This window comes from Nostoc sp. 'Peltigera membranacea cyanobiont' 232 (assembly GCF_002245985.1).
GTDB lineage: Bacteria > Cyanobacteriota > Cyanobacteriia > Cyanobacteriales > Nostocaceae > Nostoc.
The window spans coordinates 1-11,802 of sequence record NZ_NOLK01000206.1; the positions used below are offsets into that span (position 1 = coordinate 1).

The 11,802-nt window shown below is 39.0% G+C and carries 12 protein-coding genes; 6 read left to right on the forward strand and 6 right to left on the reverse strand.

Features of this window, described 5'->3' with window-relative positions; genetic code table 11:
* Positions 1 to 259: 259 nt before the first annotated feature.
* The 3 genes from CDG79_RS35875 to CDG79_RS35885 all read right to left on the reverse strand — a co-directional run bounded on the left by CDG79_RS35875 (position 260) and on the right by CDG79_RS35885 (position 2,067).
* Complete coding sequence (locus CDG79_RS35875; RefSeq protein ID WP_094346351.1) at positions 260 to 505, reverse strand: hypothetical protein; 246 nt, start codon at positions 503 to 505, stop codon at positions 260 to 262.
* A 365-nt stretch (positions 506 to 870) separates the two neighbouring features.
* The gene (locus CDG79_RS35880; RefSeq protein WP_094346352.1) at positions 871 to 1,155 is read right to left on the reverse strand and encodes a hypothetical protein; all 285 of its coding nucleotides are present in this window, start codon (positions 1,153 to 1,155) and stop codon (positions 871 to 873) included.
* A gap of 159 nt (positions 1,156 to 1,314) precedes the next feature.
* Complete coding sequence (locus CDG79_RS35885; RefSeq protein WP_094346353.1) at positions 1,315 to 2,067, reverse strand: hypothetical protein; 753 nt, start codon at positions 2,065 to 2,067, stop codon at positions 1,315 to 1,317.
* A gap of 125 nt (positions 2,068 to 2,192) precedes the next feature.
* On the opposite strand from CDG79_RS35885, the gene CDG79_RS35890 reads away from it, so the two are divergent.
* From CDG79_RS35890 to CDG79_RS35900, 3 genes are all read left to right on the forward strand, one after another.
* Positions 2,193 to 2,486: a type II toxin-antitoxin system Phd/YefM family antitoxin gene (locus tag CDG79_RS35890; RefSeq protein WP_094346354.1), complete on the forward strand. Its 294-nt coding sequence runs from the start codon at positions 2,193 to 2,195 to the stop codon at positions 2,484 to 2,486.
* Positions 2,464 to 2,766: a Txe/YoeB family addiction module toxin gene (locus CDG79_RS35895; RefSeq protein WP_094346355.1), complete on the forward strand. Its 303-nt coding sequence runs from the start codon at positions 2,464 to 2,466 to the stop codon at positions 2,764 to 2,766. Before CDG79_RS35890 ends, CDG79_RS35895 begins: the two co-directional genes overlap by 23 nt.
* A 342-nt stretch (positions 2,767 to 3,108) precedes the next feature.
* Entirely contained in the window at positions 3,109 to 6,264 is a 3,156-nt protein-coding gene (locus CDG79_RS35900; protein ID WP_094346356.1) for a plasmid replication protein, CyRepA1 family, read from the forward strand.
* A gap of 244 nt (positions 6,265 to 6,508) precedes the next feature.
* On the opposite strand, the gene CDG79_RS35905 is transcribed toward CDG79_RS35900, so the two are convergent.
* A complete protein-coding gene (locus CDG79_RS35905; RefSeq protein WP_094346357.1) occupies positions 6,509 to 6,793 on the reverse strand; it encodes a DUF2470 domain-containing protein in 285 nt (94 codons plus the stop codon).
* A gap of 251 nt (positions 6,794 to 7,044) precedes the next feature.
* Here CDG79_RS35905 and CDG79_RS35910 point away from each other — a divergent pair, with 251 nt between their 5' ends.
* A complete protein-coding gene (locus CDG79_RS35910; protein ID WP_094346358.1) occupies positions 7,045 to 7,800 on the forward strand; it encodes a metallophosphoesterase family protein in 756 nt (251 codons plus the stop codon).
* 89 nt (positions 7,801 to 7,889) lie between these two features.
* Here CDG79_RS35910 and CDG79_RS35915 read toward each other — a convergent pair whose 3' ends face one another.
* A complete protein-coding gene (locus tag CDG79_RS35915) occupies positions 7,890 to 8,753 on the reverse strand; it encodes a M48 family metallopeptidase (protein ID WP_094346359.1) in 864 nt (287 codons plus the stop codon).
* A gap of 393 nt (positions 8,754 to 9,146) precedes the next feature.
* Between CDG79_RS35915 and CDG79_RS35920 the strand changes: the two genes are divergently transcribed.
* On the forward strand, positions 9,147 to 9,680 hold the full coding sequence (locus CDG79_RS35920) for a DUF4330 domain-containing protein (RefSeq protein WP_094346360.1): 534 nt from the start codon (positions 9,147 to 9,149) through the stop codon (positions 9,678 to 9,680).
* A 95-nt stretch (positions 9,681 to 9,775) separates the two neighbouring features.
* Here the strand turns inward: CDG79_RS35920 and CDG79_RS35925 are convergent, their stop codons facing one another.
* Positions 9,776 to 10,768 (reverse strand): metal ABC transporter solute-binding protein, Zn/Mn family, encoded by a 993-nt coding sequence (locus CDG79_RS35925; RefSeq protein ID WP_094346361.1) that lies wholly within the window; start codon positions 10,766 to 10,768, stop codon positions 9,776 to 9,778.
* Between the two features lie 656 nt (positions 10,769 to 11,424).
* Here CDG79_RS35925 and CDG79_RS35930 point away from each other — a divergent pair.
* Entirely contained in the window at positions 11,425 to 11,760 is a 336-nt protein-coding gene (locus CDG79_RS35930; protein WP_094346362.1) for a hypothetical protein, read from the forward strand.
* Positions 11,761 to 11,802: the final 42 nt, after the last annotated feature.

An 11,802-nucleotide genomic window follows, 5' to 3' on the forward strand; every position in this document is an offset into this window, starting at 1 on the left:
CGCGTTCATAAGTTTCCGTAATTTTCCGCCGCAAATCTATGGAGTATGCTTTCATTGGTGACAAATTTTACTTATTTAATCTCTATAGTACATTTAATTGTCTCTCACTCAAGTGAAAACCGCTATAAGCTGTTGCGTATTTAATTTGTATATGCGATGCGCTCATGTTGCCCGCACTACAATAATTTTACGTTTTCGTACTATACAATTTAGATGCACATCAGCTTACAAGACAGACAGTTTAAGAGAATTAATAAATTTAATTGCGATGCTGCAAAGTTTGCTGGAGATATTGATCGTGGTTTTCTCCTACATCAGAATTATCAAATTCCAATGTACCTAGTAAAGGAAAAATTGGATCGAATTCTGAGATATTTTCCTGTTTAGCTGATTGAGATAACGATTGCAGAATTAAATCTTCTAAAGATAGATTCAGTTTTTCCGCCTGAGCAGTTAATTTCCTTTCTAAGTCATCTGACAACTGTATTATTAATGTTTTAGCCATTTTCTTCACCAATTACGAATGATAAAAACAATATTATAAGTGAGTATTTAACTAAGATGTTTATAATCTCATTATATGCCAAAATAGCAAGTGGAAGAAAGTCTTTGTCTAGATTGGAAACAATCGCAACTATTTGTAAAATGTTAATTATAATTTTTACGTGCTATTCAGTAATCATTTCACGTAACATAATATAAATCTAGTGCAGCACTCATAAATTTAATTGCGATCGCGGTTTCAAAGAAATCAACGCTGAGGTGTTGTACGCCGCGAAGGAAGCTGTCGGGGCTTAGTTCAGAGCTTAACAATATCAGCAGTCAGCCTTGGAAGTTGACTGCTGATATTGTTATGTAAGTGCTAGCAAACTACTTAGTCTTTTTGTTTAGTGTTTTGATTAGTTCAGTAATCAACTTCAATTGGATTTGGGAAAAGTAACTCATTGAAATAATGACGGCTACTGCAATTCCTCCATACATCAATATGGGGATTGAAACTACAGGTGGGAGTGGTGTTGGAGGATCGGAAGAGACAAGCATCCCCTGCTGTTTTTCTACCTTATCCACTGACTTTTGAGCGTAAACATCGTATTCCGATTTTTGGGAAAAGGAGGGTGAAGACTGTAAAAAACCAATTCCATTGTTTTTATTCATAGGTTAAAAACCCACTAAATTTATAGTTTTCAGACTAAAGCCTGTTCCTAGTGGGTGTATCAACTGTGTCAAAGATATGAATAATTGTTAAGCAGAATAAGCACCACCTTTACCAGCACAGACCTTTGTACCTTTTTTCCAAGCATAAGAGTAGCTTTTTTACCAGGTAGCTGATTCTCTCTTACGAATTGAAGTAGCTATATGGTTTTGAAATTCGTAAAATGCTGTCATAAAGGTATCAAAATTTTCTTTAATCCGTGGATTTGACTTTGACTCTATCCGACAAAAAGTAATAAAAAGAAAGTACCAACGTCTTTCTTTAACAAAATGCTTCTTTTCTAATGATTTATAGTTCTTAACTTCTAGTGAATTACGTTGCTCCTCAAGAACTAACTTTGTCGTTCCATTTTTATTTTCTACTAGATGAGATTTTTTGCCTGAGTTAATCATTTCCTTGATTTTTAGAAGTGATTTTTCATAATGATTTTGTAGACAAGGTAAAAACTCATCTTCTGCTTCTTCTTCCAAAAATGCGAAGAACATTTCCAAAGGAGATTGGAAAGGATACTTAAAAGGTAAGTTTGCTTTTAGACATTTTTCTCGAAATAGCGGTTCAACAACCTGTACCAATTTCCATAAACCTATCAGATAGTTCATCCATCGTCGGTAGTGTTCACAAATATGAGGGTCAATTTGCTTATTATCAGCAATAACGTTAAATGGATTATGTCGAATAGAATGACTTTCTTTCCAAAATACTGATAGTAATCCATAGTTAAGCCTTAACCTCAACCACTCGATTCGTTGCTCGTCTGTTTTCGCTTGAGATAGTAGTCTATCGGAGGGTAGTTGGGCTAAACAGTCGGCAATAAACTGATATTTCTGTTTTTTTGTGACCGTAGGTTCTTTCATAGTTGTATCCTAGTTACTTAGAAGTTTGAGGCACTTATCAATACTAATTTTAGCTAACATACAATTGTCCAACCAATCAAGCTATTATGTTCTGTAAAGCCTACAGCATTAGGAAATCTCCCACCATGTCCAACCAGACAAACTTGACTGATGCTCGTAATAACCTAGCCGAACTCTGCAATCAAGTAGTTGCAGATAGAGAAGTGGTAATTATCACGCGACAAGAAGGCGAAAACGTCGCCCTAATTGCTGTTGATGAACTAGATAGTTTACTAGAAACATCTCATTTACTTCGTTCACCTAAAAATGCAGTCCGTCTGTTGACTGCTTTGGAAAGAGCAAAAGCTAGAACTTTAAAACCTCAAAGTATCAACGAACTACGTCAGGAGTTGGGAATTGACGAAGAAAAAGAAGGATGAAACCCAACCCCAAGAAAATAAAGTTCGAGATGCTGTATTTCATCCAGAATTTCGGGAAGACCTCGCTTATTGGGTAGAGACAAACCGCAAAACTGCGCTTCGCGCTTTTAACTTGATTGAAGCGATTATGCGAGATCCTTTTACAGGTATTGGAAAACCTGAACCATTGAAATACTTAGATTCAGATGCTTGGTCGCGGCGACTTACTCAAGAACACCGGATTGTTTATCTAGTAAGTGATGACCGAATTGATTTTCTTCAAGCCCGATATCACTACTGAAATAGTACATAGCTACAACCCAATGTGCGTCTACGATTCTTGACAAAGCTTGTCTTGCAAGATGCTACCCTATAGCGATCGCTGCGGCAACCCCTACAGCGATCGCACTCCGTAACGCAGAGATTTACTGATAAATTAAAATTAAAATCGAATAAATATCACAATACAAAATTATTACTTTGGGGATCTAATAGGCAGAATAACCCACTAGAGGCTAAACCGATGTGTCTCCCGTAACGAAGTAAAAAAAGCATCATAAAAGCCTCGCAATATCTCTTATAGAAAAAAAGCAGATGCGTGTTAATGTTTTAATCTCATCGTCTTTCCTTCCGGTCTTTCCCTATGCATCTGCACTATTTACACCCCCAACACCTTGAGGAATTAGTCAAGAGTAGTGGTATAGACTTACACCTTGTACAACTCAATTTTAGGTCACTCCAAGGCGTAACTGCTTATGAGTACCTATTGATTTCTGAGCTACTCCCCCGCACCAATACCGGAATGGTGAAAGCTGGATGGTTGCAGCGTTATGCTCATATTACTGAAGGTGGTTGGTGGTGTTCGGGGCTAGACCCTTTGAATAGTTGGCAGATGATGGAATGGGGATGCTTTAAGCCAAACCAACCCCGACAGAATCACAATGCTAAATCCATCAAATATGAGCATCCCCCTAGCACGCCAACACGAGTGTTTTGTTTGCGGGTAACGCTGCAAGTGTGGCAGCAAGTCGCTGGACGTTACAATTTGGTCATCCCTGACAATATCACCATTACTGCTGATGGTGAAGCTAGAGGCTTTTGGCAATGGGTGATGCAACAAAACATTCCCCTCATTCTGTGCGAGGGTGTGAAGAAAGCAGCCACACTGTTGACACAAGGATATGCAGCTATTGCCATTCCTGGAATTACTAGTGGTTATCGGGTTGTTAAAGACGAATTTGGTAAAGTTACCCGTCGTCAGTTGATTCCCGACTTAGCAGCATTTGCAATTACAAAGCGTAGCTTTTATATTTGTTTTGATTTTGAAACTCAACCTAAGACAATTGCTGCTGTAAATAATGCTATTTCTCAACTTGGTTGTTTATTCCAGCAAGAAAATTGCTCTGTTAAAGTTATTGAACTTCCAGGAATAGAAAAAGGGGTTGATGAGTTTATCGTTGCCAAAGGTGCAAGTAGCTTCGAGAAAGTTTATCGCCAAAGTGTTGATTTAGAAATTTATCTGGCTCAAACAAAACCCCACACTGAGTTAACTATTCCTGCGGCTTTCACTTTGAATCGCCCTTATATAGGTGAAATTCCTTTCCCAACTTCTGGATTAGTAGGAGTAAAATCTGCCAAAGGAACAGGTAAAACTACAGCATTGCAAGCCGTTGTTCAGCAAGCAAAAATTAGAAATCAACCCGTTTTATTAATTACTCACAGAATTCTACTAGGAAGATTTTTGTGTGAAAAAATTGGTATTCAATGGGGAACACATAAAGAAGATGGAGACAAAAGGATTGATAAAACACTTACCCCCGCTCCTCCCATCCTCCGCTCACTCTCTCCCCAGCAATCTCTTGGATTGTGCGTTGATTCGATTTGGAAACTTAACCCGGAAAATTGGCGGGGAGCAATAGTAATTCTGGATGAAGTAGAGCAGTCTTTGTGGCATCTATTAAACAGTAATACTTGTAAACACAAGCGTGTAAAAATATTAAAATTATTTCAGCAGCTAATTTCGACAGTTTTAACAACTGGGGGGTTAGTAATTGCCCAAGATGCTGATTTATCAGACGTATCACTTGAATATTTGCAGGGATTAGCAGGAATTAAATTAACGCCTTGGGTTGTTCTCAATCAATGGAAGCCTCAACAGGGTTGGGACATAACTTTTTATGATTCGCCCAACCCAACACCGCTAATTCACCAACTGGAATTAGATTTACTTGCTGGGCGTAAATGTTATGTTACTACCGATAGTCGTGCTGGGCGTTACAGTTGTGAAACAATCGAACGTTATCTCAAAGAACGCTTACAAAAATTACGACGGCAATTTCCCAAAACTTTGGTAGTTAGTAGCCACACTACAAACACACCTGGCCACGAAGCGGTTGATTTTATTGCAGCGATTAATCAAAAAATCTCTGCTTATGACGGCGTTTTTGTTACCCCTAGTCTGGGTACAGGAATTAGTATTGATGTCCAACATTTCGACCGAGTTTATGGCATTTTTCAAGGGGTAATTCCTGACTCGGAAGCAAGACAAGCATTAGCAAGAGTGCGAGATGATGTGCCGCGTGTTGTCTGGTGTGCGAAACGAGGTATTGGCTTAATTAGTAGTGGTAGTACAAATTATCGCTTGCTATCTGATTGGTATCAAGAAAATCAAAAAGAAAATTTAGCTTTGCTTAGTCCATTACATAAAATAGATGTGGATTTACCTTTAGTTCATGACCCGATTCATTTGCGAACTTGGGCTAAGTTATCTGCACGGGTAAATGCTTCTATTCGCCTCTACCGTCAATCGATGCAAGATGGTTTAATTGCCGATGGGCATCAAATTCAGATGCGAAGTAATGCTGTTCACAATAATATTATTCGAGATTTACGTCTGGCATTTTTGGCAACTGATGCCGATGATTTAGCTACCCGCAAAAGATTAATTTTAGAAATTGTCAAAGTTCAAAAAGATTGGGCGCACAGTCGCCAAAAGGCTAAAGAAATTAAGCGTAAAATTAAGGATATTAAACAGCAAAATCAATTATCAGTAGCAATGGCTGTAGCTAACGCTAAAGATATCGATTATGTAGAATATGAGCAGCTATTAGTGAAGCATTCTCTAACTGATGGAGAACGGAACCAAATCAATAAATATGTTCTCAGACAAAGGTATGGTGTAGAAATTACTCCTTGGCTGAAATTGCAAGATGACCAGGGATATTATCGTCAACTGTTAATTCATTATTATCTGACTCACGAAAGCGAGTATTTTCATGTCAGAGACGAGCAAGAATGGTATCAGCAATTGTCTTGGGGTGAAGGGAAAGTTTTTCTACCAGATTTAAAAACTTACACACTGAAAGTTGAGGCGATGAGAGCCTTGGGAATGCTTCAGTTTCTCGAAGCAGAACGAGAGTTTACCGAGAGTAATCCAGATTTGATATTGCTTAAAAATATTGTTTTTCAGCATAGTAAGCATATTAAAAGAGCGCTTGGTATTAACTTAATTGTGGAGAAAGAGCAGGTTTCCGCAATAAAAATACTCAGCCGACTCTTAAATTTGTTGGGCTTGAAACTGAAGCGGGTAAATGAGGTTTATCAAATTGACCTAGAAACGCTTTACGATGGCAGGGAGAAAATATTTGCAGTTTGGCATCAACGGGATGAGTTGATGCTGGCTCATGTTAAGAGTGTTGGCTATGAGTTGCCTGATTATTCTTCAGACTGGAAGTTTGAAATTATCCAAACCAAGCCTTATGCCGCAGTAGTCAAGGAAGAGGTAGCTATCTCTGGGTGATAAGCTGTTGCGTATTTAATTTGTATATGCGATGCGGGCAAGATGCCCGCACTACAATAATTTTACGTTTTCGTACTATACAATTTAGATGCACATCAGCTTAGGTTTTTTGATGAAAATTCTAAATCGCAAAGACGCGATAAATCGCCGTCTCTACAATAATCAAATCCTTCGTCTTGACGGCGATTTATCGCATCTCTTGGCTTAACCGAACTGTATTGGGTCTTTAGGGACTTCCCAATTTCTACTTTACGTTTACCCGCGCCTGCTTCACCATTGCAATGAGAGTTTGATGGGCATCTTCTGCATCGACTAAAACACGATCGAACTGAATGCGAACTGGCACAGTTTCCCCATTAACTTGGGCTGTCAAATCCATACCTTGTGCATCAATTGACAGCATTTGTGCTGCGATCGCATCTGTTACACCACCAAAAGCTTTAGCATAAATCATTACGGCATCAGCATGATCGTCATTCATGTGCTGGCAGATGCGCGAACTAATCTCAGCAGAGAAATCGTTAGACATTGTTAAGGTAAAAAGTTAGAAATATAGCAATAGCTTAGATTCTAAGCTAACGCGGGTGAAATTTGCTAATTTTCTTTCTGAGCAGTAAGAACTATGCATATTACTCTATGTTCATTATCAATAATATTTATTTCTGGAATAATAATTAAATTAAAATAAAACTTAGTTCAGTATTTTTACCTTCTATTACGGAAACCAGACAGCTTAAACTGTAGCAGAAGTATTAGCCAAACTATTGAAGCTAAGAGACAATGAGCGAAACTAGCCCCAGACGAATTGTTATTGGGGATGTACATGGACACTATGAAGGTTTGATGACTTTGTTGGAGGCGATCGCTCCTACGTCAGACGATCAAATCTATTTTTTGGGAGATTTAATCGATCGCGGGCCTCATAGCTCACAAGTAGTTAATTTTGTCAAACGACATAACTACCCATGTTTGCTGGGAAATCATGAGCAGATGTTATTAAACATTCTGACTAATGAAAGAACTTCCTCCCCGACGATGCAAGCGTGGTTGTACAGTGGGGGGCAAGCTACCGTAGCCAGTTATCACGAGGCTTCAATCCCTGACGATCATCTGGATTGGTTCAAGAGTTTGCCAACATATCTCGACTTGGGCGATATTTGGTTAACTCATGCTGGTGTTGACCCTTCTAAGTCGGTTACAGAACAAACTGCCGAGGAACTCTGCTGGATACGAGAGGAATTTCACAGTATTGAAAAACCCTACTTTCCAGATAAGCTCATTATCATCGGTCACACCATTACCTTTACTCTGCCAGGTGTTTCTCCTGGTAAACTGGCACAAGGACAAGGATGGCTAGACATAGATACTGGCGCTTATCATCCCCGGAGTGGCTGGTTGACTGGATTGGATGTGACGAATAACCTGGTTTATCAAGTAAACATTTTTAAAGACTATATCCGTACCCTCCCTTTAGAAGAAGTTGTAATTACCGTTAATCCAGCTAAAATCAAAGTCGATCGCCGCAATCGGAATTGAATAATATTCGAGATGAGGCGGAGGGAAAGATGTGGAAGATGAAGGAGACAAGGGAATAAGCAATGCCCAATTCCCAATTCCTAATTCCCTCAAGACCTTGCTAATGGTCGAATATTAGCTTTATAACTAGCATTATCCAAGCCATAAGTTCCATTACTCGGTTGGGAGTTAATTGCACGTCTGAGGGCATCAATGCGATCGCTAGTTCCGGGGTGGGTACTCAAAAATGTTGGAGCAGAACCACCCTTGTTCAGCAGCTTTTTCATAAACGAAACCATTGCAGACTGGGCGTAACCAGTCCGTGTCAAAGTTCGTAGTCCTCTTTGATCGGCTTCAAATTCATTGCTACGACTGCGTGGCAAGTCTCGCGCTAACTGGACACCAATTTGTACCGCCGTACTCCGGTCTAAGCCAGCTGCTGTTAATAGACCACTTTCGAGCGCTTTTTGCTGCATCTGTTTGACTACGTGTTTCCCCCCAATATGACCAATTTCGTGGGCGAGGACGCTAGCTAGTTCCGCTTCATTATCTGCGGTTTTCAACAAACCAGTGTGGACATAGACATAGCCACCCAAGGTAGCAAAAGCATTAATGCTGTCATCCTCAACTATTTGGAAAGTATAAGGAAGATTGGGGCGATCGCTATTGACTGCTAAACGCCGGCCAACTTGTTCCACATAGCGATTAACTTCAGGATTGCGGTAAAGTCGGACTTGACTGCCAACTAATTCCTGATTAATCTGCTTACCAAGATCGACTTCTTGGTTAGGGGATATATTAGAAAGCTGAAATGCCTGAAATCCTTGGAGTAGAAGAGGCAAAAAATCTAAAGCTCTTCCAGGTACGGGTGTAATCAGGCACAAGCCTAGAGCAACTAACACTGAAATTAAAGGATAAAACCAGCTACGCCGCCACACCCGGTAATTTGCAACAAAAACTTTCCAATTGAACATAATAAGCTCTGAATATTATTTTGGGAGGACATAAAACGATCGGACAAATTATGAGACGGATTTGGAGTATTCTAAGTTGCATTCTTAACTCAAAAGCAAATGAGTTGTGATACAGCCAACACTTACGCAAATCTACCGAATTGTGAGGGGTCAGAGATTCCCTCTAAAGATAGGCTTAAACACTAGATATTGCTTTCTGAGTGCGTCAGTCTAAACGGTAAAAGTTTGAGGGTTAGCTGCCACCCCCCCGAACTTACGAAACTCATGATAAACTGTCGCATAATCGAAACGCGCAGCCGCTTTCAGTTATTACCAGATAGGGAAAATTGCCATTCCCATCGAAAGGCTTCTTGCTACAATCAATTACTTCGCTATTACCTCGGAAAACTTTTTATGGCTATTTTAGATTCAAAAGGTCGTTTGTTCGGCAAAATTAATCTCCTAGATTTAGGTGCTGCACTAGTAATTTTGCTAGTTATATTCGGCATCTTTATCTTTCCTGGTACTTCTGGTTCTGTTGCCCAAGTTGGTGCGAAAACAGTACCCATAGAAGTAGACTTAGTAGTTCGTGGTTTGAATGTTCGTGACCCCGAACAATTATTCAATAATGGATTCAAAAAAGGCGGAAAAACTAATGTAATTATCCGCAATCAACCCCACGGAGAAATTGAAATTAAATCCATTCAACAGCTACCTAGAACAGTGAATGTTTCCCAACCTGATGGCACTGTAAAAGAATTACCAGATCCCAAAATCAATAATTTTAGTGCAGATTTTATTTTGACTTTAGATGGCAAAGCCCAGCTTACCGACAATGGCCCAGTTATAGGTAACAGTAAAGTTAAAATTGGAATGCCATTTGAGTTAGAAGGTTTTAACTACAACTTCAATGCAACTGTTATTGATATCAGATTAAAAGACAAATAGCATTCTAGTTTTGTCTTCATAAAAAATCCTGATAAACCGAATTTTCCGTCATCTAAAAAGCTTCGGTTTATCAGATGAATCAATGCAGATTATAACTACTTAGCAGCTTTAACTTGAAACATTAAATACGTCCCTCCTAACCCTTCTACAATTGTGCGGGTATTGGCGATCATCATTTTCTGATAAGTTTCAGCTTCGCTTCCTGGTTCACCAAGTCCCTCAGTGTATAACTTTCTAGCAGAAATTTTTACTGAAGCTTCTCTGGCTACAGATTGAAGTGAATTTTGGTGAATTGCTGCTTCAGTAAAAATTGTTGAGACTTTAGATTGTTGAATATTTGTAACCAAATTTTTCTCTCTTACACCTGTTAGGTTTTCGCCAGTACTAATACCTTGTAATCCCGATGTTAAGGGAATCCCGTATGCCTTAGCGTAATAAACAAGTGCATCAGAGGTTGTAACTAACTTGCGTTCTTTGGGAGGAATACTGGCAATTCTTGACTTAATCCAACTATCTAATTGAGTTAGTTCATTTGTGACTTTTTTAGTATTGCTAGTATAAGTATCAGCATCTCTAGGTTCGAGTTTTTTCAGGTTACTATTAATTACCTCTACCATCCTGATAGCATTCTTGGTATTATGCCAAACATGAGGTTCAATTACATTCTTGATACCTTTTTGAAATTGTTGTGGTTTAGACACTGCAAGTTGACCAACAGCCACTTTGGGTACAGGGTTTTTAGTTGCTTTAATTAATTTGATGAGATTTGGTTCTAAACTATAGCCACTATAGAGAATAAGATTAGCTTGCTCAATAGCTCTACGATCTTCCGGCTTTGGTTTATAAACATGAGGATCGGCACTAGGATCAATTAAGCAGGTGAGGTTAACTGTATTCCCAGCAACTTGTCTGGTTAAGTCACATAATATACTTGTTGTTGCTACAACTTTGGGAAGATTCTCATTTACCTGGGTATCAGTTTGAGTAAATGTAGTTCTTGCAGCTTGATTTCCACACCCAAAAAATCCAATCGTCAAAGCAAGAAAAATGACTCTGAAGGAATTAGTTGATAGTAATTTTTTTGACATCCTCACCTCAGACTGGATATATAAAAAAATAATCATTATCAGTAACAGATTAGTGAAATATCAGGGGTAAGCCTTCAACAAGGAAGAAGTTAAAGTTTAAGGCAAGAGGGGCAAGCCTTCGGCTAGGAAAATTGTATAAGGCGAAGAGGAATTAATAGACTCTCTCCTTTCACACTTTCCTTTTGCCCAGCGCACATTCAGCAATTTTTGCTTAGTGAAGCAATAGTGCGGTTTTATAGGCAAAATGTTAGTTAATTTCACGCGACAGACTCGAAAACTGGTAGAGCTAATAGCACAATAATAAAAGCGATGCTGGGAAGCCTCCGGTAAGGAGTGGAGTGTTGTTCTCTCACCGAAATTAAAGGGGCTGTGCCATTGCGCTTACTGCCGCAAAGATCGCAAATTGACTAGGATTATCAGGTTAATGTATGGAACGGAGTAACGCTGGGGCTTATTGAGCATACGGGTTGATTTCGCAAACCGAGTCGTGAATCTAAGGCAATTGTAGCTGTGGTTTTGTGAGGTGTGAGCATATAGTTGTTACAAAATTTGCGAATTGGCGATTTTTTGATTCATGCCCAAAAAATCTAAAATATAAAATTCGTAGTCAAGTATATGGAAAAATTCCTCAAAGCTGATATTGGTGAAGATAAACAATGGTCATTTTAGTTATCCTCGTTAATACCCTCATTTCGCTAATACTACTCTATGTGGCTTGGCGGATGTGGCAACTTAAGCAGCAGCTAACATACATAGCAGATAGATTAACTGTCTATGAAATTTGTACCCATAGAGCCTTGAATCAAGCACCCGAAAATATTTATCTCAGCCAGGAGAATATTTATCAGTTACGGCAGAGAAATCAAGGGCTAAAAATGCAAATCCAACAAGTGCGACAAATTATCAGTCTACTTTTGCAAGGACAGCAAATCTGGCAGCGTTATTTTCGGAGGCGACAGTTAATATCCGGGAAAAGAACTGTTGCAAAATGAGTTATATCAAGTTCACATGAACATTTATAATTAGGTCTGACA

Bases quoted from the DNA above. Each gene is read 5' to 3' on its own strand.
- CDG79_RS35905 (WP_094346357.1), bottom strand. From the start codon at position 6,793: ATGTCTAACGATTTCTCTGCTGAGATTAGTTCGCGCATCTGCCAGCAC.
- CDG79_RS35880 (WP_094346352.1), bottom strand. From the start codon at position 1,155: ATGAATAAAAACAATGGAATTGGTTTTTTACAGTCTTCACCCTCCTTT.
- CDG79_RS35875 (WP_094346351.1), bottom strand. From the start codon at position 505: ATGGCTAAAACATTAATAATACAGTTGTCAGATGACTTAGAAAGGAAA.
- CDG79_RS35900 (WP_094346356.1), top strand. From the start codon at position 3,109: ATGCATCTGCACTATTTACACCCCCAACACCTTGAGGAATTAGTCAAG.
- CDG79_RS35890 (WP_094346354.1), top strand. From the start codon at position 2,193: ATGTCCAACCAGACAAACTTGACTGATGCTCGTAATAACCTAGCCGAA.
- CDG79_RS35910 (WP_094346358.1), top strand. From the start codon at position 7,045: ATGAGCGAAACTAGCCCCAGACGAATTGTTATTGGGGATGTACATGGA.
- CDG79_RS35930 (WP_094346362.1), top strand. From the start codon at position 11,425: ATGGTCATTTTAGTTATCCTCGTTAATACCCTCATTTCGCTAATACTA.
- CDG79_RS35885 (WP_094346353.1), bottom strand. From the start codon at position 2,067: ATGAAAGAACCTACGGTCACAAAAAAACAGAAATATCAGTTTATTGCC.
- CDG79_RS35925 (WP_094346361.1), bottom strand. From the start codon at position 10,768: ATGTCAAAAAAATTACTATCAACTAATTCCTTCAGAGTCATTTTTCTT.
- CDG79_RS35915 (WP_094346359.1), bottom strand. From the start codon at position 8,753: ATGTTCAATTGGAAAGTTTTTGTTGCAAATTACCGGGTGTGGCGGCGT.
- CDG79_RS35920 (WP_094346360.1), top strand. From the start codon at position 9,147: ATGGCTATTTTAGATTCAAAAGGTCGTTTGTTCGGCAAAATTAATCTC.